We start from the raw sequence: 25,514 nt of genomic DNA, 5'->3' as shown, positions 1-25,514 counted from the left end.
GCATTGCCGAGCCACGCCATGGATTGACGTCGAATGGCAGTTCGGGGCGTTGCGCGTCACAATCGCCATCCGGTGCCGCGGCGCGCCTGTCGATCTGCAACCCGTGGCACTGCACCGCGGCCGTAGCGCATTTGGGAAACACCCGCTTTCAACAGCATCACGCTCTGGATGGCGTGCTTGCATTCGATGGACAGCGCTTCGAGTTCAAGCTGCATCACACACTAGTGAGGGTGGAGATTTAGAGCTTGAATGCATCGGCGCTGTGCAGCCATGCCGCCATATGCGCATTGGCGTTGCCGAGAGACACCTTGCGCAACTTGGACACCCCGTTCGAGCACGCACATCGCGACAGACCAGCCGGGCGTGCGCTCACCATGCGGGACGTAGATCGACTGGTGGCCCACCAAGATTCGAACCTGGAACCAAAGGATCATGAGTGATCCGTCAATTGGATAATTCCCCTTATGGATCAATCAATTACCAAGAGTGCGCTTCGCCCAGGCTACATCTAGGCTACAGTCTCAGCCCACCGCCACCTACTCGTCAATGCGGACAACACCGATCGCTTCAAAGTAGCTGGCCGGCCCCAGGATGGAGCCGTCGCGCAATAGGCTGAGTGACCCCAACCGATCTGGCACAAACATCGGTTCGAGACGTGTGGGCTGATCTACCCCAGCACGTGCCGCCTGGAGCACGCTGTGGAACATGCCAGCCTCTAGGCCGAAAAATTGGACGGGAGGATGCAAAGTGAGAGGATTTCCGAGCCAGCCGTCGTGGTACATCGGCCAGTAACCGCGATGACCTGGGCTGGGGATGATCCCGCCTACGAACTTACTCCCTGCCAATGGGCCTGTCCGACACACCCATAGGCCGCGCCGTTCGTTGCTCGCCTGCCCTTGCAGAGGAAACGCAAATTGAAGGCTGTCCGCGACAACCGGCAACTGCAGTCTTTGGAAGATGGAAACGTAGTGACCAAATACCATCGATCTCCCGACGGACTCGGGGTAGCCAGCGTCGCGCATACCCTCGGTCCACGGATTTTCTACCCACAGTTTTGACTTTACCTTAGGCGTCTCTTCTGTGCCCCAGCGAGCTGCACTAATGAAGCCCTTAACTGCCAGTTCCCTCCCTGCCGAATCACACAGTCGCGCTCGCGCAAGCTGCTTCCGGAAGCTGTCGAATTCCTTGGTCTTAAACGTCACCGAGCTGTAGCGGCCCTTCGCCTCAAGCAAATGGATACTGCTGGTTTCGTCGGGCCCGCAAACATAATCAGGCAGATCGCCAGGCTTTCGCCGGCTCCAGGTATGTCCAGATCCCGGCCAGCTCATTTTCATTGCAACGTCAAACGGACAGAAATAGGTGTGTCCCAGGTATGTGTACAGGAACCATCGCGCAAACGCCTTTCCCAACTCATTGGACACATTGCGCTTGGATTCGGTGTCGGCCCCAGTACCCGCCCCCTTCATGCGCCAATCGGACCCAGCCGTCAGCCGTCCCCAATATTCAAAAACGTCGTCGACGGCGGGTGCCTCCCCATATTTCGTCAAGTAGAACTGGTGGAACAGCTCACTCTTGGGAACAGTGATTGACGTCACCGGCTTGCCGGCGGCGTCCAGCAGCTCCGCCGGCAGCGAGGGAAAGGCGTTCAAGGCCAGTTCAATAGTCCGCGAAGGATTCACCGCGTCGTCCCTGAGATATGAGGGCTCAAGCGTTTCTGCTAGGAAATCGTTGACGTGGAGCCCTGCGCCAGCAGCAAGCCTGGCCATGGCTTGATTGGATAGCAGCAGTATGTGGGGTGGTGGGCCCTCCCGGGCTCGAACCGGGGACCAAGCGATTATGAGTCGCGCGCTCTAACCAACTGAGCTAAGGGCCCACATCCTACTATTGTCGCACACCGCTAACGCCTCAACAAACTGCCAAGGCCTTCATTCGGATCGAGAAACAGCCTTCGCCACTGCGGTACGCTGACGACCCGCGTTGGGCAATCAGAGAATGGAGCGGTAGGCAGCAAGCGTCTTGATGGTTTGGACCAGACCTTGGCGCAACATGATGCCCAGGTAAGAGTCCACATCGATCGGGGGCGTCTTCAATTGAGCCCGCTGACGCTGCTCCGCAGACACGACAGCAGCGGCATCCAGATCCAGCAGGTTGTCCACGAACTCATCGGGATGCTGCGACTCGATGCCGTAGGGAGCCAGCAACTCGGCGGGAAAATCCCGCTCGTTGAAGGTCACGATCACGTTGGCGCCGCAGCGAATCGCCGCGGCCAAGACGTGGCGGTCGTCCGGATCGGGCAGCGCCAGCCCTGGGATGAGCGAATCGAATCCCTCCACCGACCGTCCGGAATGGCGCGGTCCATCAACTTGGACGTGCGGTCGACCTGCGGCTGGCAGCGCTGACGGGATCTCCCGCCATCACGTGATTGATGACCGCGTTGCCGCCTCAGGGAATACGACGATTTAAGCTGACGGCCCCATAGCCGTTGAAGATTTCGCACTTCAGCCCAAAGTGACGCGCGTTGATTTCCGCGAGACCGCCACCGAGTGAATGGCCAACAACGGCGACGTCATGAACCTCGGTGTACTGGCCAATCTATTCTGCGGTTTCCAGGGCGTGTCGAGTGAACTCAATGGCATCCGCCGCTTGGGCGTTGTGACGGGCGGCGACCATGCCCCCATCGGCAACCAGGCCATCGCGCCACGGCTCGCGGTCGAACTCGCTGCCGCGGTGTGCGACGATGAGTTCGTTGGTATCCAGCCGTTGATAAAGCATGCCTTGATAGCCGGAAATGCTATCCATATAGCTGAGCCGCTTGTAGGAGACACCTCCTATATCGAGAGGCTTACTTCTTTCCCCCGGTCTCGGGCGGCTTTTTATATGCATCATTTGCCAGCGCCGCATATTGGCTAGTCGTCATGCTCGTGGAAGCATCTCTCCGATGTCAGCGTCACGTTGAAGATATTGGGTCGTGCATTCTCATTGAAGTCATCAATGGTTGATACGCTGCTATCCGGGAAGTCATCCACGCCCGCTCTCGGATAGAGTCCTTTCCAGAAGTACGTGACCTTGGGCGCTGAACTATAAATCTCCTTCTTGAACAGCGCAGGCTCGTACCGCGTTTCTTCATGCTTGCCGGTCGCCTTCAATGCAATACCGACGCCTGTTAGCTAAAAGCGACACACGCCCATGCCGTAATAGTCCGCGTCGACCATGCCGTCGGCATACACCGTCCCCACATAATGTTGCCCGTCGATCTTATGACAGTTGACGGGTATTCCCGCTTTTTTCGGCTTGGTTCTCACGCCTTCGAATGGCTCGTTAAGCGGCGCACACTATTCATAATTGGCCATGTCATAAAATGCAGTACCTGAGACATACCCAAACGTTCCCGGCACACCTTCGATGGTCATCGCAATTCGATACGCCTGGGTCAGCTTGACATTACGCTGATAAACTGGATTTCCATCGACTGCGGTTTGCGCAACACCGTCGGCTTTTTAAGAGGCGGCATTCATCTGATTGCATCCGGCCAAGAGGGACAGAAGAAACCCGGCAGCAACAGTCTGAGCGTTCATAAGGGCGTTAGGCCACCAAGGTGCTGCGTATCGCCCATTCGGCCTGCGCTAGGGCCTCGGTCAGCCCGCGGCAACTGCGCCTGATAGAAACACCGAGTAGCAACAGGGCAGCGATCAAAATCACGAACATCATTCCAGCTTCCGGCACGCGCATTACCATCGGCAGAGCGATTGGCAGCGCACTTACCGCCAAGCTCATCATGAGCACCTGCACAGCTGCGCCAACGACGCCGAAGATGGACCGGCGCAACGGGCGCCACTGTGCGATGCGCCCGCCGTGTGCCTGAAGGCGCTGCTTGGTAGCTGATGCGCCTATTGCCAGCCTAAGTAACATCGCCGCGATGCCAAGGTGAACGAGCGCTCCCATGGCTGCCAAGCTTTGCGCCAGCAACAGGATGATGTTCTCTGACGTGCGATAGGCGAGCGCAGTCAGGCTGGCAGTCAGCGAGAGTATCAAGAGACAAAGGGTCAGCAACGCCCTTACACGCTGCACCGACTGCTGCCACTTATCAGCGGATAGTGTTTGCAGCATGAGGCCAGGTCCGACTATGGCGCATCCTCAGTGACTGACTTAGTGAAAATCGCACATGTTATTTTGTGGAACTTCCGGAAGGCATTTCTCGTAAAATTTATTGTTTATTAAGTCGTGCCCCGCCTACACCATTTGCAGCGTCATTGCCGATTGAGGGTTCTAGAATTTTTTAAAGATTGGATCTGAGCAGGCTTTATAAACAACGCTACATTGAGAGCTGCCATTTTCTCTACCACATCCTTCAAGTGCAGCACTCTCTGCGAGCTCTATTGATGACCGTCCAACAGCCACCACACGGCCAACGATGTCACCTCCGGGTGTCTTAGGTTCAGCAAGAGCCGCACATTGATTGAAGTAGGTCAGAATTACTTTACAGCCTATTGCACCACGTTTTGCGCAACGGTCTATTGCGTCTGATTGGGCGTCTGATTTAGAAGTTTTCCCAACAGGAACGCCATAGTGAGGAACGCCATCAATCGCCCCCATTGCAATAGCTCCCCAAGTTTTAATCCATTCGCCCGAAGGACGTGGCTGAGGTGATTGCTGCTGATAATAACCTTGTGGGATGGGCGTACATGACGCTATATTTCCATTTGATTGTGCTGGAAGTTGTCCCGGCGGACAACCTCCTTCAGCCGCCGCAATAGATGGAAAAGCCAGATAGAATAGAAAAATTACTGCTCTGGTTTTCATACGCCCTCAGCCATCAACATTCAAGAAAACCTATTTCCATCATTATTAACAGCATTTCCACGAACCCCAGTCGGCTGTGTGGCGACCGATGAAGGCCCGCCTCTGACACCCAGATTTTGGGGCGATCCAACCACTTCGGATGTATAAGGAGATGAATCGCTTCGTGCAGGTTGTTGCGGCACATACGACCCCGGCGGCTGCCCCTGCGGCCCTGGCGTTGACGCTGCACCACCGGAGAACGCCGAGAAGTGCATGAAGGACGCCATGCTGCCCTGCCAGAGCACTGCCGCCATGGGCGGCACTGAGACGATGAGCAAGGTCATGAGCAAGCCAATCCCTCCCTGCTGCAGCGCCTGGGAAGACAAACCTTCCGCATTTCCCAGCGGTATGAGTTTCATGGCCCAGTAGGCACCTGCCACCTTGGCGGTGAACTTCAACACCATCGCCGTCGCCACCGACAGCATCGATAATGAGAATAGCGTGCCGATCAGGTAGTACAACCATTTTTTGAACAGGTCTTTCGTCTGATCGAACATCAGGAAGAAGATGAAGATCGGCCCGATGCCCACCAGGAAGGCCAGGGTGAACTTGAACAACAGCAGCATCGCACCAGCGACCATGGGCGGACCGGCCGTGCCGAATCCAGCCAACAGGATCGCTCGGCTCTTTTGATCGATAGACTCCGGATCGTTGGCGTCCACCTTCACGGCATCCAGGGCGGCCATCGCGAGCTGGGTGTACTCCAGATTCTGGTCGATCGCATCGGCTGCGCTGGAATTATCGTCGCCGGTGAACAAGCCGTGGATCTCTTTGTCCAGGTTGTCGGTCATCGTCTTGTGCAACATCGCGCCGTTGGCGCCGACGGTGGACGCGATCATGAGGATCACTGCGACCTTGGCCGCCTTGACGATCGTCGCCATCGCCGATTCCCGTGACTGCCCGGTGGCGATGCGATAGCCCTGGATCAGCACCCAGAACATCGTCGCCGTCAGCGCGATCACACTCACCCAGCGCATCGCCCGCCGCGTCAACTCCAGACCGAAGGTCGCGATCTCGTTGGTGAAGTAGTTGTTAACAAGCCTGAAGAACAGGAAGTCGCCCAGGTTAGCGTCTGCCAGCGGCTGCACCCAGTGCGTCGCAGTGTCGAAAAGTCCGTTCATGCTGCGTGTTTATCCGATGTCCATGGTGGATGTGGGCTGCGACGCGATCAGTTTTGCAGCGCGCCAGCCAGCACGCCGGCCTGCACGACCTGCCCCAGCAGGTTGTCCTTGTTGCCGTTCAGGGCACGCCGGGCCAGGCGCGACTGGTCGTCCTTCAAGGCGACGATGTAGGCGTCGTAAGCCTTCATCTGCGCATTCCAGTAGTCTAGGTCCATGGCGTTCTGCGCCGCGAAGCGGCGGACTTCGTTATCGTTGGCAGCCAGTCCGCCTTGGCTCGACCCGATGCTGTCGCGCTGGGCCTCGATCTGCTGCTTGAACTGCTGGTTGCGATCGATCAATCGCTTGAGCATGCGCACCGTCTCGTTGTACTGCGCGTTTTGCGCCATCACGATGCGCGCGCACACTTTCGTCTGCTCCCCAACCGCATCGCCGCTCATGTTCGGCGCAAGCGCCTTGAACTGGCTCAGCAATCCCGAGAGGCCACTCTGCGCGGCTCCCGGGCAACTGTCTTCCACTCCGTACTCCAGGGGGCGGTCGGCAAAGTTGTCTTGCATGGTGGAACCGCCGAGTTGCAGCCGCTGGAGCTTGATGAGCTGCTGCTGGTAGTGCTCCAACTGCTTCTGGTACTGGCTGATCGTTTCCTGCCAGCGCTTTGCGGTCTCCGCGTATTCCGCCATGGCTTTGGACATCGACGCCGGATCATTGACGATCACCTGTGCGTCGGCTTGACCGGCGCAGAAACCGCCGACAAGCAGCAGGGCCGCGAACAGCGGCGAGAGCGGGATGAGGGAGCGGCGTTGGCGAAATGCTGTATTCACGGCAGGTCTCGTCGGGTCAGAAGCAAAACCGGTGGAGCGGGACAGGAGGCAGTCCTATGTAGCGAGGACGCCAGCGGGGGGGCGGCTTGGGAGGGGGAGAAGCACTGCGTGGCAGCCGCAGGAGCAATTTCTTGCTGACGACTGCGGGTCCGCCCACGACCTGGGCTGGGGGATGAATGCAGGTTCTCGTCCTGCTGCGGCCATGGTCCTTATGCGCAGTTGGGGCAGGTTGGGGCAAACTCTGGCATAGGTATGGGTGAATTTCCACCTCCACCCATTCAGGCGGGCGTGGCCGGCTTCGCCGAACGCCTTCTATGCTTGGCCCTACAGAGGGACGTAGGAAAAGTCTGACCCCTCAACGCGGCAGTTTCCTACCGCGTTTGCGCAGTCCGTTTTGTCAACACCCGCCTGACCGGATCACGTACCTTGGCCAAGCCCAAGATGCAGGCGACCACCCCGCAGGGGGGAAGGAAACGTGATGCGTGACCACATGGCAACTCCGCCGACCATCGTCGGGCAGCATGGTCATCGCCTGCCGCTTTCCAGTGTAAGCGTGAACCAGCCAGATTTCCGTAGACACTCATCTGCGGCTCTGCGCGTAACTCCTTTCAAACTCTAACGGTGGCAGCCAGCCACCCGTGATCTTGGCCGCCTGCATCGGCTATACACCGTGTGCTTGGATGCGGGACACGACGTCCACCACCGTGAAGCCACGCTCGATTACCTGCCTCCCCGCTTTGGCACGGAACTCATCCGTGCATTGCTTGCTGTTGCCCATAAACACCTCGGTCATTGCCATCAATTATGGCAACTGGATGTCTACGAGAGGCTGGCCGGTCCACGGGCAGTGCGCGATGACCAAGGCGAACAGGCGCATGGCGGTATCCCCGAAAAAGTCCCAGACGCAATCGCTTTCTGGATCAGCGGGCGATACCAGTCAAGGTTCGTAGCCCCACTGCGCGATGATGGTTTCCACGATGTGTTGATTCGGTACGATCGCGCCTGGACATGTCATCAGAAATGTCCGGCGTGCCGCCGCCGTGGCCGGCGGGTTGAACGCCGGGCTCCATACCTGGATGGCATGGAAAGCTGCGATTGGCGCCGCACATTGGGGACTCGGAGTGCCGAACCCGGACACGCTGGCCATGCAAAGAAAGACCGAGCAAGAATCAGGCGCCTGTGCGCGAGCCGGGGCGCTCAGGCCGAGGTCTAAAGCCGCAGCCAGCGCGAGAGTGGCGGAAATGGCGCGTAGTTTCATGATGAACCTCCCTGGTTACTGAAATGACGTGCTTGTTTCTGGGCGACTTGCGATAAGCGCGGCTCAACGAGACAGTGCCGGCGCCGCTTCCTGTGGCGGCGGCTGGATTGGGCGATGCGTGATTCTCAGCATGGCGGGTGGCGTTGTAGTCGGCTTGTAGAAGCGGACGGCGAGGTCCGGGAACTGTGGTGAAGTATGTACCAGGTCTTCCGCGCGAAGGTGGGGATAGCGCTTGAGCATGTGCCTAGCTAGCCATCCGTACTCCGGAGTGAGGCGCGCGCCGCGTTACTTTACCGAAACTATGCCTGACCACAACTTCAGGAAACTCCTGAATGCGAGGTTTGGGCCATGCGACTCTGCAACCATCTGAATTTATGGATATTTTCCGGCAATGCCATCGCCACCGCAGCGATTGCTGGCAGACGCTGGTCGCCGTGGACAAAGGTAAGGAGGCCATGCCGTCTCCATGCCTGCTGACGTTGTCAACGACATGCCAGGCAACCATCGGTCTTCGAGGTCGCGTCGCGGCTGCCACTGCGTGGCCTGCTCTACGCCCATGCAGCAGTAGACGCTGGCGGTCAGCACCCCCTGCGCCGCGCTGGTGATCTTCTTCGACCCATCCCTGGAGATTCCTGCATGAGCGTCCGCGCGGAGCTTACAAGAGGCTCCCCAGGCGCCCTGTAGACAGTTGAGCGTTGGGGCGCACCTGGAGGACAGCGCCGGGTGCTGAGCATTGCACCGATGCCCTCTGGCAGCGTCAGCCCTATGCCGCCATCACTGCCGGCGGCTGGCGTGAAGCACCGGCAGGCGTAGCAAAAAGGGGGCCGAAGCCCCAACGTCAAAGCAAACCATGCTCTGCGAACGACATGGCAACGGCGCCTGCGACGATGAGGTGATCCAGCGTGCGAATGTCCAACAGCGCCAGCGCCTGACGAAGCCGTGAAGTCATCGTTTTATCGGCCGCGCTCGGCTCGGCGCCTCCGTTCGGATGGTGGTGGGAAACGATGACCGCGGCCGCATTGAGCCGCAGCGCCTGCTTCATCACCTCGCGCGGATGCACGTCGGCGGCGTCGATCGTGCCGTGGAACATCTCCACGCAGTCGATCACAGGTGTTGGGTAGGCGGTTTGATCGCCGTCTCGTGCTGATGCTGTAATCAGGACGTCGCGCTGACGCTGCCGCACAGGTTCATTCTCGCCATAGCGCTCGCCATAGCGTTCAAGCGGCGACGGCGGCTGAAACTACGGATTCGTCATTGCTGGCGGAAGGCCGTACCTGCTCTGACTGGTAAGTGCTTCCAGTAGCTGCTCCCGTGTGGGAGGCGCGTAGGAAAACGTCATCGAGCTATTGGGCGAGTGCTTCATCAGGTGCGCGATCGTAAACGCATGCACGTTCAGACGCGTCAGCGTGGTGGCAAAGATGCGCCGGAGGTCGTGCATGGACCACAAGCGATCGCATGCTTCCCGAACGAGCTTGATGTGGTACTGCGGTGGGCAGGCCATATGGCCCGTCTTCGATTTGGCATAGCCGAACACGAAGTCGTTGATCCTAGCCACATAGCGTCGCTCCAAGATCGTGCGCGCCAGCGGCGCGAGCGGAAAAGGTGTAGGACTGACCATTCCTGGTGTCCCGGAATGTCACCTCGTTCTTCTTGAAATCCACGTCGGTGCTCCACCGTAGTGTCGCGGACTCAACAGAACGGCTAGCCGTGATGAGCGTGAACAGGATGTAGTCGCCCTCTACTGGCTTCAACGCTTCGCAGGCAAACCACCACTTCACGAAGTAGGGCTTCGTCGTCTCCAGCAATCCGCTGCGCCTGTTCATTCGGTCCCAGCGCCGTGCAGTTCTGAGGATGGCAACTGGATTGGAGAAACCCACACCGGCCAGACGATGCTTGCTGATCGCGTCCTTGTAGGCAGCCTGTAGATACTTGAAGTGCTGATTGATGGTACGAGTGATGGGTGCCGGCGGGCCGTCGCGCCGATGCTTGGCAAGCATGCGTGAGCCTACATCGAAGCGCGCTAGCACATCATCCTGTGTGATCTCTCGGTATGGCCGCTTGAGCCAGTTGGGCAGCACGCCCTTCACGATCTCGACCATCTCATTCGATCAGCCGTCCGGCTTGCTCTTGAACGCCTGCCCCTCATGGCCACCGGAGTGCTTGATGGCTGCGTCAATGCTCTTCTTGATGTTGGCGCAGTGCGCAACCTCGTCACGGTACTCCTGGAAGAGTTCTCCGAGTGTGGCGTCGATAGGGCATCGCTCACGCTCGGCGTAGGGATCTTTGCCTTCCAACAACGGCGCTTTCAACAGCAGAGCTTTTTTGCGCGCCTGATCGACAGTCATGGATGGGGCCGTACTCTCCAAGCTTCCGCTTCGGCACCTTCCTGCCAATGCGGACCTGGAGATAGAACACCTTTTGGGTCGCTGAAACGCGCAGACCGAAGCCGGTCAATTCATCGTCCATGTATCGCGTTTGCTCCCCAGCCGCGGCCGGCGGTAGGGACTCTTGGGCATCTTGGACTCCTCTAGGCTACGCGCAGCCAATCCCAGGCTACACATAGGCTACACGCGAGCTACAAGTTGATCGCTGCCCATCCAAGTTCAATGCGTTGCGACGCACTGAAAAATTATTACAAAACAATTTCTTATCGAAACAATAGCGAAATTCCCAACGCCTGCAAGGGCTTGCGAAATGCCACTTTAGACGCTCATGAGTCCTCTGCCCTAACCGTTGAGCCATCGGACGCGTCCGGAGCGGGCGGGCGATGCGTCGCCGCCGGCTTAGCGCCTCTGGCGCGCATGCAGAGGAAGGCGCCGAGGCGGGCGTGAGTTTACCGGTCGGGGCGGTGGGCTGTCTGCCCGGGGCGGTAGACGGGGCCGAGAATTGCTCTCGGCCTGTGGGCGCAGCGAGCTAGGCGCCGAGGACTGCACCTAACGGGTGCGAATCTTCGGCATCTCGTGTGGTTACGGCTCGAGTGCTGACAGTGGATCGGGAAAGCGTCGGGACTGGAGTCCCTCCCACAACAGCCGATTTCGCTCCCACCAACGGACGCCTCCCCCCACCCCCTACCCCTACTCCTCAACCCCAAGCACCAGCACCGCCAGCGGCGGCACGGTCAGCACCAATGAAGCAGGATGCCCGTGCGCACCGATGTTCTCGGCCCGCACGCTACCGCCGTTGCCGGTATTGCTGCCGCCGTAGATCTCGCTGTCGGAGTTGAGCAATTCGCGCCAGCGGCCGGCGCGGGGCACGCCGATGCGGTAGCCGTGGTGCACCTGCGGGGTGAGGTTGGCCACCACCAGCAGTGGGGTGTCGCCGCTGCGGGCCTTGCGCAGGTAGGCGAACAGGCTGTTGCCGGCGTCGTCGCCGATGACCCAGGCGAAGCCCTCGGGTTCGTCGTCGCGGGCGTGCAGTGCGGCGTGCTCGGCGTAGAGGCGGTTGAGGTCGCGGACCAGGCGCTGGATGCCGCGGTGGTTGGGCTGGTCGAGCAGGTGCCAGGGCAGCGCGGCATCGTGGTTCCACTCGGTGGGCTGGGCGATTTCGCAGCCCATGAACAGCAGTTTGCGCCCGGGGTGGGTGTACATGTAGCCGAGGTAGGCGCGCAGATTGGCGAAACGCTGCCAGTCGTCGCCGGGCATGCGGCCAAGCAGGGAGCGCTTGCCGTGCACCACTTCGTCGTGGGAGATGGGCAGCATGAAGCGCTCGGAATACGCGTAGACCATGCTGAAGGTCATCTCGCCGTGGTGGTAGCGGCGGTAGATCGGGTCCAGCTCGATGTAGTGCAGGCTGTCGTGCATCCAGCCCATGTTCCATTTGTAGTTGAAACCCAGGCCGCCGTGGGCGAGATCGGCGGTGACGCCGGGCCAGGCGGTGGATTCCTCGGCGATGGTCATGGCACCGGGGGCCCGCTCGGCCACCACCTGGTTGAGCCGGCGCAGGAAGGCGATGCTCTCGTAGTTCTCGCGGCCGCCGTGGATGTTGGGCACCCACTCGCCGGCGTTGCGGCTGTAGTCGCGGTAGAGCATGGAGGCGACGGCGTCCACGCGCAGGCCGTCGACGTGGTAGCGCTGCAGGAACTCCAACGCGCTGGCGATCAGGAAGCCGGAGACTTCGCGACGGCCGTGGTTGTAGATGAGCGTGTTCCAGTCGCGGTGGAAGCCTTCGCGCGGGTCGGCGTGTTCGTACAACGCGGTGCCGTCGAAGTGGGCCAGGCCGTGCGCGTCGGTGGGGAAATGCGCCGGCACCCAGTCGACGATGACGCCGATGTCCTCGCGGTGGCAGCGATCGACGAAGCGGGCGAAGCCTTCCGGGCTGCCGAAGCGCGCGGTCGGGGCGAACAGGCCCAGCGGCTGATAGCCCCAGGAGCCGCCGAACGGATGCTCGGTGACCGGCAGCAGTTCGATGTGGGTGAACCCCATGTCGGCCACGTAGGGAATCAGCCGCTCGGCCAGCGCGTCCCAGTCGAGCAGGCTGCCGTCGTCGGCATGCATCCACGAGCCGGCATGCACTTCGTACACGCTGATCGGCGCCTGCGGGGCGTGGCGGCGCGCGCGGGTGGCCATCCAGGCATCGTCGCGCCAGGAGAACGACGCGGGGTCGGCGACGATGGAGGCGGTGCCGGGCGCCAGTTCGGCCTGGCGCGCGACCGGGTCGGCCTTGGCCGGCAGCTCTTCGCCGCGCGGGCCGCGCAGGGCGAACTTGTAGCGGGCGCCGGGGCCGACGCCGGGCACGAACAGTTCCCACACGCCAGCCTGGTGACGCAGGCGCATCGGGTGGCGGCGCGCGTCCCAGCTGTTGAAGTCGCCGATCACCGCCACGCGCGAGGCATTGGGCGCCCAGACCGCGAAGCGGGTGCCACGCTCCCCGTCGACCTCGACCACGTTGGCGCCCAGCGCATCGGCAAGCTGCAGATGATGGCCTTCGGCGATCAGGTGCAGGTCGAAGTCGCTCAGCTGCGGGCCGAAGGCGTAGGCGTCGGCGGTGTCCTGCTCGCCGCCGGGCCAGCGGATGCGCAGGCGGTAGCGTCCCTCGCCCGGCAGTTCGGCATGGAAGAAGCCTTCCGGCCCCTGCTGCAGCGGCACTTCGCTGCCGTCCTCCAGCACCGCCAGCACCGCGTCGGCGCCCGGCTGGTAGCTGCGCAGCACCCGCGCCGCGCCGAGGCGGTGCGCGCCCAGCACGGCGAACGGGTCGCCGTGGCGGGCGGTGGCGAAGGCGCGCTGCGTCGCGTCGTCCCAGACGTGGACGGCATCACTCATCGAATCGACTCCTGGGGCACGGGAAAGCGGTCGAGTATGCGCAACAGTCCCTGTATGGGCACCATGATCCATGCCGGGCGGTTGGCGGCCTCGTAGCGAATTTCGTAGCAGGCCTTCTCGATCAGGAACAGCAAGGTGGTGGCCTCGAACGCGGCCGGCGCCACCCACGGGTGCGGGCTGGCGTCGAGCACGCCGCGGTAGGCGGCCAGGAACGCGGCGCTGGCGCGACTGCGGAACGCGGCCAGGAACGCCTCCTGCGCGGTGTCCAGACCCGCGCCCACACGCGCGGCAGTGCCCTCCTCGCCGCGCGCGGAGACTTCGCTGGCGTAGTCGAGCGAGCGCAGGAAGCCGGCCACGTCGTGCAGCGGGCTGGCCTTGGCGCGGCGTTCGTCCAGCGACTTGGCCGGCTCGCCTTCGAAGTCGATCAGCACCACGTCGTCGAACGCGACCAGGATCTGGCCGAGGTGGAAATCGCCGTGCACGCGCGTCAGCAGCGCGCCGGACAACAGCGACGGTGCCTGCTGCAACCAGGCGTCCAGGCGCGCACGCTCGGCCAGCAGGCTGTCCACCGCCGCATGCTCGGCCGGGTCGTCGTTGGCCGCGCGGTGCGCCAGCAACGTGTCCCACATCGCCTGCACCTCGTGCACCACGCCGTCCACCACCTGCTGCGCGGCGGCCGCGTCCACCGCCTGCGGCGCGAAGGCGGGCGCGTCGGTGGGCTGCGCCAGCACCGCGTGCAGTTCCGCCAGGCGCCGCCCGACCAGGGCGGCGAAGGCGTCGTAGCTGGCCACGCTCTCCAGCCGCGCGGCATCGTCCTGGGCGGCGTCGTATTCCTCGGCGCCGCGCGCCAGGTGGTCCAGGGTCCAGCGCCAGGCATCGCCCTGGTTGCGCACGAAGCCCTGCAGCAAGGCCAGCGTGGTCTCGCTGCCGTCGGCCTCGACACGGGCGACATGGCCCAGCAGCGGCGCGGCGTTGGCGTAGCCCAGCGCGGTAAGGCGTTCGCCGATCTCGATCTCCGGGTTGATGCCGGCCGACACGCGCCGCAGTAGCTTGAACACCGCCGCGTCGCCGACGATCAGCGAGCTGTTGCTCTGCTCGGCCGACAGCCAGCGGATCTCCGGGTCGTGGGGGATATTCACGCGCTGCAGCGCCGACGTCGGACAGAAGCGGATACGCTCGGCGGCGGATGCATTGCCGGCCTCGCCGTCCACGCGCAGTTCCGCCTTGTCGCGCAGCGCGGCGAGCATGCTCAGAGTAAAGGGCTTCAGCGCGAAGGCATCGGTCAGATAGCCGACCTCGCGGCCGTGACGCACGCGCGCCAGTGCCAACTGCTCGGCCAGCACGCTCGGCTGCTCGCGCTCCCAGACGATGCCCAGCGGCAGGATGTAGTGCTCGTGCGCGCCGTCGTCCAGCTCCGCCTCGATTTCCAGCAGGGTCAGGCCGTCGCCGCCTGACAGCGGCGTGCGCCGCGCGATGCGCACGCTGCGCAGCGCGCGATCCTTGGCCGCGAACCAGCGCCGGGTGGTGAGCCATGCCGGCAGGATGTCGCGCTCCAGCGTCGGCAGGTGCGCCTGCAGGCCGGCGCTGTCCACAGTGCTGCGCAGCACCAGGGTCTGGTAATCCGGCAACGGCACCGGCGCCGGCACGTGCCAGTCCGGCAACGTCGCATTGCCGACCAACTGGAAGGCGTAGAACCCGAACGCCGGCACGGTGAGCAAATAGGTCAGCCGCCCGATCGGCGGGAAGCTGCCGCCGCCGAGGATGTCCACCGGCACCCGGCCCTCGAACTCGGACAGGTCCAGTTCCACCGCCTGCAGCGTGTGCGAGAGGTTGGCCACGCACAGCACGGTCTCGTCCTCGTGGCAGCGCAGGTAGGCGAGCAGGCGGCGGTTGCCCGGATACAGGAAGCGCAGCGTGCCGCGGCCGAACGCGCGGTAGCGCTTGCGCACCGACAGGATGCGCCGGGTCCAGGTCAGCAGCGAATACTGGTCGCGCTGCTGCGCCTCCACGTTCACCGCCTGGAAGCCGTACAGCGGATCCATGATCGGCGGCAATACCAGCGCCGCGGGATCGGCACGCGAGAAACCGCCATTGCGGTCGATCGACCACTGCATCGGCGTGCGCACGCCGTCGCGATCGCCGAGATGGATGTTGTCGCCCATGCCGATCTCGTCGCCGTAGTACAGCACCGGCGTGCCGGGCATGCTCAGCAGCAGCGAGGTCATCAGCTCGATGCGGCGGCGGTCGCGCTCCAGCAGCGGCGCCAGGCGCCGGCGGATGCCGAGGTTGATGCGCGCGCGGCGGTCGGCCGCGTAGGTCTGCCACAGGTAGTCGCGCTCGGAGTCGGTGACCATCTCCAGGGTCAGCTCGTCGTGGTTGCGCAGGAAGATCGCCCACTGGCAGCTCTGCGGGATCTCCGGGGTCTGGCGCATGATGTCGGTGATCGGGAAGCGGTCCTCGCGCGCGATCGCCATGTACATGCGCGGCATCAGCGGGAAGTGGAACGCCATGTGGCATTCGTCGGCGTTCTCGCCGAAGTACTGCTGGGTGTCCTCCGGCCACATGTTGGCCTCGGCCAGCAGCATGCGGTCCGGGTACTCGGCGTCGAGAGTGGCGCGAATGCGGCGCAGGATCGCGTGGGTCTCGGGCAGGTTCTCGTTGGAGGTGCCCTCGCGTTCAATCAGGTACGGCACCGCATCCAGGCGCAGTCCGTCCACACCCAGGTCCAGCCAGAAGCGCATCACTTCCAGCACCGCTTCCATGACCGCCGGATTGTCGAAGTTCAGGTCCGGCTGGTGCGCGTAGAAGCGGTGCCAGAAGTATTGGCCGGCCTCCGGGTCCCAGGTCCAGTTCGACTTCTCGGTGTCGCAGAAGATGATGCGGGTGCCGGCGTAGTCCTGGTCGCTGTCGGACCACACGTAGAACGCGCGTTCGGGCGAGCCGGCCGGGGCACTGCGGGCGCGCTGGAACCAGGGATGCTGGTCGGAGGTGTGGTTGATGACCAGTTCGGTGACGATGCGGATGCCGCGCGCATGCGCCTGCGCCACGAAGCGCTCGAAGTCGGCGATGCTGCCGTAGTCCGGGTGCACCGCCATGTACTCGGCGATGTCGTAGCCGTCGTCGCGGCGCGGGCTGGGGTAGAACGGCAGCAGCCAGATCGTGTCCACGCCCAGGTCGGCGATGTAGTCGAGCTTGGAGATCAGCCCGGGGAAGTCGCCGATGCCGTCGTCGTTGGAGTCGAAGAACGACTTGACGTGCACCTGGTAGATGATCGCGTCCTTGTACCAGCGCGCATCGCCGGCCGGTGCGCGCGGCTCGAGTGGCGGGGACGAGGTCAGGGCGACATTCATGCAGGGGCTCCGGCGCGGATGCGCCACAGGGAGAACGGCCGCGACGGATCGAGGCGGATGTATTGGGTCTTGCCATACCAGGTGAAGTCGTGGCCGTCCCACAGGTCGCGCACGGCGACGCCGGCGTGGTCGGGCAGGCCCAGTTCCCACAGCGGCACTTCGATCTGCGCGTTCTGCGGCGCGTACGGGTCCAGGCTCACCGCCACCAGCACCAGGCTGCGGCCGCGCGCCAGGTGCGCGGCGTCGAGGAACTTGCCGAAGTACAGCACCTGCTCGTTGTGCGCGACGTAGAAGCGCGTGCCCAGGTGCGACTGCAGTTCCGGATGCTGGCGGCGCAGCAGGTTGAGGCGGGTGATCTCCTCGACGATGTCGCCCGGCGCGCGCTCGGGCCACACGCGCAACTGGTACTTCTCCGAGTCCAGGTATTCCTCCTTGCCGGGCAGCGGCGTGGCCTCGCACAGCTCGAAGCCCTGGTACATGCCCCACAGCCCGGACAACGTGGTCGCCAGCGCCGCGCGGATCAGGTGCCCACTGCGTCCGCTCTGCTGCAGGAACAGCGGATTGATGTCCGGGGTGTTGACGAAGAAGTGCGGGCGGAAGCACTCGCTGGGCGTGCCGCTGTTGAGTTCCTCGATATAGGCCTGCAGCTCGGCCTTGTGCTGGCGCCAGGTGAAGTAGGTATAGGACTGCGAGAAGCCGACCTTCGCCAGCCGGTACATCGGCTTGGGCCGGGTGAAGGCCTCGGAGAGGAACACGACTTCCGGGTGGCGCCCACGCACTTCGGCGATCAGCCATTCCCAGAACGGGAACGGCTTGGTGTGCGGGTTGTCGACGCGGAACAGGGTGACGCCCTCGCTGACCCAGAACAGCACCGCATCGCGCAGCGCGTTCCACAGCGCCGGCACCGCGCCGCTGGCATAGAAGTCGACGTTGACGATGTCCTGGTACTTCTTCGGCGGGTTCTCCGCGTACGGGATGGACCCGTCGGCGCGCCAGGTGAACCAGTCCGGATGCTCGCGCAGCCAGGGATGGTCCGGCGCGCACTGGATGGCGAAGTCCAGGGCCAGCTCCAGGCCGTGCGCGGCCGCGGCCGCGCGCAGGCGGCGAAAGCCTTCCAGTCCGCCCAGTTGCGGATGCACCTCGGTATGCCCGCCCTCGGCCGAGCCGATCGCATACGGGCTGCCGGGCTCGCCCGGCTCGGCGGTCACCGCGTTGTTGCGGCCCTTGCGGTTCTTCTCGCCGATGGGATGGATCGGCGGCATGTACAGCACGTCGAAACCCATCGCCTGGATGTGCGGCAGCCGCGCGATCACGTCGTCGAAGCTGCCGTGGCGCTGCGCATCGCCGCTCTGCGAGCGCGGGAACAGTTCGTACCAGCTGGCGAAGTGCGCGGCGCGGCGTTCGGCCTCGACCCGGAAGGTCATCGGGTACTCGGTGCGGAACGGCTTGGCGTCGGCGCGCGCCATCGCCTCGGCGGTGTCCGGTTCGAGCAACAGTTGCGCCTTCTCGGCCAGGTCGTCGGTGCGGGCGATGCGCGTGGCGATGGCCTTCAGCCGCGTGGCCAGCGCGCCGCGGCTGCGCGCGCGCGCGGCCTCGACCTGGGCCAGCGCTTCCTGCACGTCCACCGGCAGCAGGGTGCCGGCGGCGCGCTTCTTCTCCAGGTCGGCATGGGTGGTGGCGTAGACGTCGCGCCAGGCCTCGATGCGGAACTCGTAGCGGCCCAGGCGCTGCAACGGGAACTCGCCGCGCCAGCGGTCGTTGCCGAGCGCGCGCATCGGCGCGCTCGACCAGGTGCGCGCGTCGGCGGCGCGCCACAGCAGCGCCACGGCGATGCGGTCGTGGCCGTCGCAGAACGCATCGGCCTCCACGCACACGCGGTCGCCGACCGTGCGCTTGACCGGGAAGCGGCCATCGTCCACCGACGGCGTCACCGCCTCGATGCACACCCGCGCCTCGCCGGCGGCGACCTCGGCCGGCGTGCGCGCACGCGCGGCGGTCAGCACCGGGCGCGCCGGCAGGCTGCGGTAGATACGGACTTCGCCCGCTTCCAGCGTACCGCCCTGCTCGCCCTGGATCGGTTCGCCATGGTCGCTGAGCAGGCCTTCGCTGTCGCCGAGCAGGCGCAGCAGCGCCGTCCCAGGCACCGGCAGCAGGTGGTCGCGGTCGCTGTTGAGCAGCACCAGCCACGGCGCCGCGTCCAGCGGCTCCACCGCCACCGCGGTCAACGCGCCGTCGCGCAGCAGCGGGCGCAGGCGCAGCGGCGCGGTGGCGTCGGGCAGCGACGCTGCCGGCATGGACGCGTCGCCCTCGGACATACCGTGCTGCGCAGGCTCGGGTTGCCCATGTTCCGTCAGTATGTCCTGCGCGGCGATCGCCCAGGCGCCGCCGAACGCGGCGGCCAGGCGCTGCCGCTGCGCGCGCGGCAACGGCAGTGGCGCATCGCTGGCGGTGTCGGCATCGAGGGTGGCGACCACGCAGCGCGCCAGTGCGCGCAGGGCGCTGTCCTCGTCGAAGAACCAGTCGCCGCGGCCGTCCCACCAGGCCAGCGAGGAGAACGCGGCATCGAAGCCGGCGCCGGCCAAGCCGCGCAAGGCATCCAGGCCCAGCCCGGGCGTCCACGCCAGCAGCCGCGCCTGCGGCGCCTGCGCGTGGACCCCGTCGATCAGCGTGCGCCACAGCGACGCCGGGACGCGCTGCGGCTGCAGCACGCGGAAGCCGGCCACGCCGCTGTGCAGCCAGTCGAGCAGGCGCGCACTCCACCACTGCGCCAGTCCCGCGCCCTCTTCGGCGGAGGCGAAACGGCCCTGGGCGATGTCCGGCGCGGCGCGTTCGGCGCGCGGGTCCGGCAGCGCCGAACTGCGCGCGCGGAACCAGTGCGGATGTTCCTGCAGCAGGCGGCTGCCGCCGCCGATCTCGTCGATACGCAGGTCCAGCACCACGCGCAGTCCGTGCTGCTCGGCGCGCTGCAGCCAGCGCTGCAGCTGCGCGTGGCCGGCCGCGTCGTCGCTCGCCGGGTCATGCAGGCGGCCGTCCGCGTCCTGTGCGAACGGGTTGGGCAGCACGACGTGATCGCATCCCTGCGCCTGCGCCGCCGCCAAGGCCGCGTCCAGCGCGGCCGCATCGTGAGTAGGAAAGGGGGACAGCAGGCAGACATGCATTCGGAAAATCCCGTTCGACGAATGAGAAGGACACGTCGCCTCTGCACGCCGTTGCCGGCAACGCGGATCGCGCCGTCGCATGGCAACGGCACCGGAACGGAATGGGCCTGCACGCTGCCGCGCCTCCAGGATCGCGACGGTGCCGGCGCACCCGGTCCGCGCGATGCGATGCAGCACCGACACGAGACCACGAACGCCGCAAATGGAATGTGTGGATGACATTAAATACGCGTGCATGTGATGCGGCGCGATGTGACGATGTGGGGCGAAGCACGTTGCGCGACCAAGCCCAACGCACGTCACACCGAATATTCACGCGATGTTGACGTCCGCTCGAGGCGCGCACGAGGCCGTCGTGCAGCGCGGAAGCCTCGGCTGTCATCCAGGCGCAGCCTCATGCCGGTGCAGCTTCAACGCATCTGTGAACCTGCTGCCACCACACTCCAGCCGGATCCCGCTGGCCCTGCGGGAGTCAACTGTCATGCTGCCGCGACGCGCGAAGTGCTGTGCTTTGCGATGGCGCAATGCGTCGGGACTGAAGTCCCTCCCACAGTGCACCCGGCAGGCTCGCCGCAAGCCGCTGTGGGAGCGACTTCAGTCGCGACGAGTGGAGCCATCCAATGACCGATTGCTACGGCAGTCGTGGCTGAAGCCCCTTGCACAGTGCACCCTGCGGGACTCGCCACACACCCCTGTAGGAGCGGCTTCAGCCGCGACGGGCTTGGCCGGGAATGCCCCGTCGCAACTGAAGCCGCTCCTATAGGACATCTCCCGGCGTAGCTGGAGTGCCCTTCATTCGCTCATCGAATAGGCGCGCTCGGCGCCAGCCGCCGCCCAGGCGGTGTTGGGCGTGGCCTGCAGGGTGAAACGCAGTTCGCCGCCGGCCATGAGTTCCTCGTGGCGCAGGAACGCGCGGTTCAGCGGACGCCCGTTGAGGGTGACGCTGCCGACATAGGGATGCGCATCGTCCAGGCCGTCGGCGATCACCGTGAAGCGCTTGCCGTTGGGCAGCGCCAGGGTGGCGCGCGGCAGGAACGGGCGGCCGAGGATGTATTGGTTGCTGGCCGGCGCCACCGGGTAGAAGCCCAGCGCGGTGAACACGTACCAGGCCGACATCTGCCCCAGGTCGTCGTTGCCGGCCAGGCCGTCCGGACGCGCCGCGTACTGGCTGCGCATGATCTGCTGCAGCCGCGCCTGGGTGCGCCACGGCTGCCCGGCGTAGGCATACAGGTAGGCGACATGGTGGCTGGGTTCGTTGCCGTGCGCATACCAGCCGATCAGCCCGGTGATGTCCTCCATGTGCGCGAACACCTTGGGATCGACCTTGGCGTCGAACACCTGGTCCAGCCGCGCCAGCAGCCTGTCGTCGCCGCCATGCGCACGGGCCAGGCCGGCCACGTCCTGCGGCACGTACCAGGAATACTGCCAGGCGTTGCCCTCGGTGTAGTCGCTGCCGTAGCCGCTGGCGTCCGGATCGAACGGAGTGCGGAAGCTGCCGTCGCGCTTGCGCGCGCGCATGAAGCCGCTGTCCGGGTCGAAGGCGTTGCGCCAGTTGCCGGCGCGCTTGGCGAAGGTAGCGGCGACGTCCGTGCGGCCCATGTCCTGCGCCATCCGCGCGATCGTCCAGTCGTCGAAGGCGTACTCCAGGGTCTTGGAGGCGGCCTCGCCTTCCTCGTCGATCGGCACGTAGCCCAGCTCGCGGTACTGGGCGATGCCGTCGTAGGGGCCGTAGTTGGCGCTGGCGACCATGGCCTTGAGCGCGGCGTCGGTGTCGTAGCCGCGGATCCCCTTCATGTAGGCGTCGGCGATCACCGGCACGGCGTGGTAGCCGATCATGCACCAGGTCTCCAGGCCGTGGAACGCCCATACCGGCAGCACCCCGTAGGGACTTTCGCGCTGGTGCGCGAGCAGCGAGTTGACGATGTCGTTGGTGCGTTGCGGCGGCTGCACGATGGTCAACAGCGGATGCAGCGCGCGGTAGGTGTCCCACAGCGAGAACGTCGAGTAGTGGGTGTAGCCCTGCGCCTGGTGCACGGCGTTGTCCGGCCCGCGGTAGCGGCCGTCGCTGTCCATGAACAGGGTCGGGCCGAGCAGGCTGTGGTACAGCGCGGTGTAGAACTGGGTGCGCTGGGCCGGCGGCGCATCCACCTCCACCGCGCCCAGCGCCTGCGCCCATTGCGCGCGCGCCGCGCGGCGCACGCCGTCGAAGTCCCAGCCCGGCACCTCGGCGTCGAGATTGGCGATGGCGCTGTCCTCGCTGACCGGCGAGATCGCCACCTTGACCAGCAGCGGCCCGCGCAGGGCGTCGCCGAAGTCGAACGATCCGACCAGTTGCCGGCCTTCGATCTGCGCGCGCTGGGTGGGGTCGTTGTCGCCCGGCGGCGGGAAGCCCTTGTAGGGGATGTCCTGCTCGGTGTTGTGGAAGGCGTGGCCGCGCAGCGGCTGCGAGAAGCGCAGGGCGAAGTACAGCTGCCGCCCCGGCGCCCAGCCGCGGGTCTCGCGGAAGCCGGTGACGGTGCCGTCGGCGCGCAGGCGCAGCCGCGACCAACTGATCTTGCCCGGGTAGTCGTACAGGCTGGTGCGCAGGTCCAGCAGCACGTGCGCCGGCTGGCCGGCCGGGTAGGTGTAGCGGTGCACACCGACGCGGGCGCTGGCGGTGAGTTCGGCGCGGACCTTGTAGTCGTCCAGGGTCACCGCGTAGTAGCCCGGCTCGGCGCGCTCGTCGTCGTGGCGGAAGCGCGCGCTGTAGCCGCTGCCGGGGGTGTCCGGGTCGCCGCGCTCCAGCCGCACCGCGCCGCTGATCGGCATCAGCAGCACGTCGCCCAGGTCGGAATGGCCGGTGCCGGAGAAGTGGGTGTGCGAGAAGCCGACCAGACTACGGTCGTCGTAGCGGTAGCCGGCGGCCCAGCCGTAGGCGTCCTTGCGCGGCTGGATGCGCGTGTCCGGGCTCAGCTGGACCATGCCGAACGGCACCGTGGCGCCGGGATAGGTATGGCCCTCGCCGCCGGTGCCGATGAAGGGGTCCACCGCCGCCACCGCGCGCTCGCCGGCGGTGGCGGAAGCAGCGGCGGCGACGGCCGGCGCGGTCGGCCACAGCGCGGCCAGCAGCAGTGCGGCGGTGCCGCCCAGCGTCCTCGAGCTGCGCATGGCAGGCTCCCCGTATCGAATCGATCCAAACCGATAGCACAAAGCCCGCCCAATGCCTTGCTGCACTGCAAAATGCGGATCGCAGCACGACGGCGCAGGATGGGCGGCCTTTTGAACCGGTCTAATCCGCCGTGGCGCCGTCTCCCGCCGACAAACGCGTCACCGTGTCCGACATCGCCGCCGCCTGCGGCGTGTCGCGGGCGACCGTGTCGCTGGTGCTGCGCAACAGCCCGCTGGTGCATGCCGACACGCGTGCACGGGTGGCGGCGGAGATCGCCCGCCAGGGCTACGTCTACCACCGCGGCGCGGCCAGCCTGCGCGGGCGCGCGTCCAATGCGGTGGCGCTGGTGGTCAACGACCTGGCCAATCCGTTCTTCGCCGAGTTTGCCGGCGGCGTCGACGCGGCGCTGGCCGAGGCCGGATACGTGATGCTGATGGGCAGCACCGGCGAGTCGCCGGAGCGCCAGCAGACCGTGCTGGCCTCGCTGATCGAGCACCACCCGGCGGCGCTGATCCTCGCCCCCACCGAGAACACCGACGCGGCGCGGCTGCGCCAGTTGCTGGGGCCGCGCCTGCCGGTGCTGCTGTTCAACCGCGCACTGGACGGCGACTGGCCGTTGCTGGCGCTGGACAACCGCCGCGGCGCGCGCCTGGCCACCGAGCACCTGCTGGCGCAGGGCCACCGCGCCATCGCCTTCTTCGGCGGCCACCGCCAGTCCAGCTCCTGCGCCGAGCGCCGCGCCGGCTACCGCGAGGCGCTGGCCGCGGCCGGCATCGCGGTCGACCCGGCATGGCTGATCGAATGCGCACCGACCCGGCTGGACGCCGCGCGCCAGGCCGGCGCGCTGTGCGCGCGCGACCCGCTGCCGACCGCGCTGGTCTGCTACAACGACGTGGTCGCGCTGGGCCTGGCCAGCGGCCTGGCCGAACGCGGCCGCGTGGCCGGCCGCGACTACGCGCTGATCGGCTTCGACGACATTCCCGAAGCCGCCGTCGCCACCCCGCCGCTGTCCACCGTCGCTGTCGCCCCGCGCGAACGCGGCATGCAGGCCGCGCGCCTGGTGCTGGACGCGCTGCGCCACCGCCAGGCACTGCCTGCGCTTACCATCGCCCCCGCCCGGCTGTGCCTGCGCGCCAGCAGCCGGGTCATCCTCTCGCCCGTTCCCGGAGTCGCTGCATGAGTCGTCGCCCGCTGTCCAACACCGCCGCCATCGCGGTGGTCAGCATGATCTTCTTCACCTGGGGTGGCCTGACCAGCCTCAACGACGTGTTGATCCCGCATCTGAAAGCCGTGTTCCAGATGAACTACGCGCAGTCGATGCTGATCCAGTTCACCTTCTTCGGCGCCTACTTCCTGATGTCGGTGCCGGCCGGCGCGGTGGTGTCGCGGGTCGGCTACAAGGCCAGCATCGTCATCGGCCTGGTGGTGGCGGCGATCGGCGCGGCGATGTTCTACCCGGCCGCGCGCCTGCCCTCCTACCCGCTGTTCCTGACCGCGCTGTTCGTGCTGGCCAGCGGCATCACCCTGCTGCAGGTCGCCGCCAACCCCTACATCAGCCTGATCGGCGCGCCGGAGAAGGCGCCGAGCCGGCTCAACTTCGCGCAGGCGCTGAACTCGCTGGGCACCACCGTGTTCCCGTGGCTGATCGGCCCGCTGATCCTGGCCGGCGCGGTGCTCGGCGCCGACCAGCTGGCGGCGATGAGCCCGGAGCAGCTGTCCGCCTACCGCATCGAGCAGGCGCGCTCGGTGGAGATCCCCTACCTGATGCTGGCTGGCGGCCTGCTGTTGCTGGCGGTGTTCGTGCTGGTGATGCGGGTGCCGTCGCTGCGCGAGGACACCGATACCGGCGCCGAGTCGCACCACCGCTTCGCCGACGCGCTGCGCCATCCGCACCTGCTGTGGGGCGTGGTGGCGATCTTCATGTACGTGGGCGCGGAAGTGTCGATCGGCAGTTTCCTGATCAACTACATCTCCGGCCCCACCACCGGCGGCCTGACCGAAGCCGCTGCCAGCCACTATCTGCCGTTCTACTGGCTCGGCGCGATGATCGGCCGCTTCGCCGGCGCGGCGCTGCTGCAGTTCGTCCCGGCGCGCAAGCTGCTGGCGACCTTCGCCGGCATCGCCTCGCTGCTGCTCGTGGTCACCATGCTCAGCACCGGCCATGTGGCGATGTGGAGCGTGATCGCGATCGGCCTGTTCAACTCGATCATGTTCCCGACCATCTTCACCGTGGCCATCGAGCGCCTGGGCGTGCTCACCAGCAAGGCCTCCAGCCTGCTGATCATGGGCATCGTCGGCGGCGCCATCGTGCCGCTGGTGCAGGGCGTGCTGGCCGATGCGATCGGCATCCAGCACGCCTTCGTGATCCCGCTGCTGTGCTACGCCTACATCGTCTGGTACGGCCTGCGCGGCTCGCGCCTGTCGCCGGACCTGGCGGCGGCCGCCCCCACCACCGCGCCGACCGCGCGCGCGATGCACTGATCCGCTGATCCGTTCCCCGCGCGGCGGCGGCCCACGTGCCGCCGCCGCGCGCCGCAGCCTTCCCCTCCCTCACTCCGTTCGCC

General features: G+C 65.4%; 18 protein-coding genes, 1 tRNA gene and 1 pseudogene. 2 read left to right on the top strand and 18 right to left on the bottom strand.

Annotation, left to right across the window (positions count from 1 at the left end):
• Positions 1 to 56 precede the first annotated feature (56 nt).
• The 18 genes and pseudogenes from AC1PME_RS03480 to AC1PME_RS03395 form a co-directional block, all read right to left on the bottom strand.
• Positions 57 to 215 (bottom strand): hypothetical protein, encoded by a 159-nt coding sequence (locus AC1PME_RS03480; RefSeq protein WP_481097313.1) that lies wholly within the window; start codon positions 213 to 215, stop codon positions 57 to 59.
• A 321-nt stretch (positions 216 to 536) separates the two neighbouring features.
• Positions 537 to 1,766, bottom strand: a complete 1,230-nt coding sequence (locus AC1PME_RS03475) for a hypothetical protein (RefSeq protein ID WP_481097312.1) — start codon at positions 1,764 to 1,766, stop codon at positions 537 to 539.
• A gap of 30 nt (positions 1,767 to 1,796) precedes the next feature.
• A tRNA-Ile gene (locus AC1PME_RS03470) sits at positions 1,797 to 1,873 on the bottom strand.
• A 112-nt stretch (positions 1,874 to 1,985) separates the two neighbouring features.
• Positions 1,986 to 2,333 (bottom strand): VapC50 family PIN domain-containing toxin, encoded by a 348-nt coding sequence (locus tag AC1PME_RS03465; protein ID WP_481097311.1) that lies wholly within the window; start codon positions 2,331 to 2,333, stop codon positions 1,986 to 1,988.
• Positions 2,334 to 2,382: 49 nt separating this feature from the next.
• Positions 2,383 to 2,917: pseudogene (locus AC1PME_RS03460) on the bottom strand (Tle-like phospholipase domain-containing protein); the annotation flags it as partial.
• Entirely contained in the window at positions 2,907 to 3,146 is a 240-nt protein-coding gene (locus AC1PME_RS03455; RefSeq protein ID WP_481097310.1) for a hypothetical protein, read from the bottom strand. The pseudogene AC1PME_RS03460 and the gene AC1PME_RS03455, both read right to left, overlap by 11 nt.
• A 436-nt stretch (positions 3,147 to 3,582) precedes the next feature.
• Positions 3,583 to 4,107 (bottom strand): hypothetical protein, encoded by a 525-nt coding sequence (locus AC1PME_RS03450; RefSeq protein ID WP_481097309.1) that lies wholly within the window; start codon positions 4,105 to 4,107, stop codon positions 3,583 to 3,585.
• A 159-nt stretch (positions 4,108 to 4,266) separates the two neighbouring features.
• Positions 4,267 to 4,800: a DUF4189 domain-containing protein gene (locus AC1PME_RS03445; protein ID WP_481097308.1), complete on the bottom strand. Its 534-nt coding sequence runs from the start codon at positions 4,798 to 4,800 to the stop codon at positions 4,267 to 4,269.
• Positions 4,801 to 4,820: 20 nt separating this feature from the next.
• Positions 4,821 to 5,960 carry a TrbL/VirB6 family protein gene (locus AC1PME_RS03440; protein WP_481097307.1) on the bottom strand — a complete coding sequence of 380 codons (1,140 nt, stop codon included), beginning with the start codon at positions 5,958 to 5,960 and terminating at the stop codon, positions 4,821 to 4,823.
• 47 nt (positions 5,961 to 6,007) lie between these two features.
• Positions 6,008 to 6,649 carry a hypothetical protein gene (locus tag AC1PME_RS03435; protein WP_307552839.1) on the bottom strand — a complete coding sequence of 214 codons (642 nt, stop codon included), beginning with the start codon at positions 6,647 to 6,649 and terminating at the stop codon, positions 6,008 to 6,010.
• Between the two features lie 1,066 nt (positions 6,650 to 7,715).
• Positions 7,716 to 8,036, bottom strand: coding sequence for a hypothetical protein (locus tag AC1PME_RS03430; protein ID WP_254460296.1), 321 nt, complete (start codon positions 8,034 to 8,036; stop codon positions 7,716 to 7,718).
• A gap of 838 nt (positions 8,037 to 8,874) precedes the next feature.
• Entirely contained in the window at positions 8,875 to 9,219 is a 345-nt protein-coding gene (locus AC1PME_RS03425) for a JAB domain-containing protein (RefSeq protein WP_481097306.1), read from the bottom strand.
• 364 nt (positions 9,220 to 9,583) lie between these two features.
• Positions 9,584 to 10,135, bottom strand: coding sequence for a hypothetical protein (locus AC1PME_RS03420; protein ID WP_481097305.1), 552 nt, complete (start codon positions 10,133 to 10,135; stop codon positions 9,584 to 9,586).
• Positions 10,136 to 10,144: 9 nt separating this feature from the next.
• Positions 10,145 to 10,381: a hypothetical protein gene (locus AC1PME_RS03415; protein WP_307548457.1), complete on the bottom strand. Its 237-nt coding sequence runs from the start codon at positions 10,379 to 10,381 to the stop codon at positions 10,145 to 10,147.
• A gap of 729 nt (positions 10,382 to 11,110) precedes the next feature.
• The gene (glgB, locus tag AC1PME_RS03410) at positions 11,111 to 13,294 is read right to left on the bottom strand and encodes a 1,4-alpha-glucan branching protein GlgB (protein ID WP_481097304.1); all 2,184 of its coding nucleotides are present in this window, start codon (positions 13,292 to 13,294) and stop codon (positions 11,111 to 11,113) included.
• Positions 13,291 to 16,644 carry a maltose alpha-D-glucosyltransferase gene (gene treS, locus AC1PME_RS03405; protein WP_481097303.1) on the bottom strand — a complete coding sequence of 1,118 codons (3,354 nt, stop codon included), beginning with the start codon at positions 16,642 to 16,644 and terminating at the stop codon, positions 13,291 to 13,293. The genes glgB and treS overlap by 4 nt, the downstream gene beginning before the upstream one ends.
• The gene (locus AC1PME_RS03400; protein ID WP_481097302.1) at positions 16,641 to 19,802 is read right to left on the bottom strand and encodes a maltotransferase domain-containing protein; all 3,162 of its coding nucleotides are present in this window, start codon (positions 19,800 to 19,802) and stop codon (positions 16,641 to 16,643) included. Before AC1PME_RS03400 ends, treS begins: the two co-directional genes overlap by 4 nt.
• 792 nt (positions 19,803 to 20,594) lie before the next feature.
• Positions 20,595 to 22,949, bottom strand: a complete 2,355-nt coding sequence (locus AC1PME_RS03395) for a GH92 family glycosyl hydrolase (protein WP_481097301.1) — start codon at positions 22,947 to 22,949, stop codon at positions 20,595 to 20,597.
• 131 nt (positions 22,950 to 23,080) lie between these two features.
• On the opposite strand from AC1PME_RS03395, the gene AC1PME_RS03390 reads away from it, so the two are divergent.
• On the top strand, positions 23,081 to 24,130 hold the full coding sequence (locus AC1PME_RS03390) for a LacI family DNA-binding transcriptional regulator (RefSeq protein ID WP_481097300.1): 1,050 nt from the start codon (positions 23,081 to 23,083) through the stop codon (positions 24,128 to 24,130).
• On the top strand, positions 24,127 to 25,431 hold the full coding sequence (locus AC1PME_RS03385; protein ID WP_481097299.1) for a sugar MFS transporter: 1,305 nt from the start codon (positions 24,127 to 24,129) through the stop codon (positions 25,429 to 25,431). Before AC1PME_RS03390 ends, AC1PME_RS03385 begins: the two co-directional genes overlap by 4 nt.
• Positions 25,432 to 25,514: the final 83 nt, after the last annotated feature.

This window comes from Xanthomonas sp. NCPPB 901 (assembly GCF_056725085.1).
The sequence above is the reverse complement of the archived record's forward strand: the minus strand, read 5'-3'. Positions and strand labels throughout refer to the sequence as shown.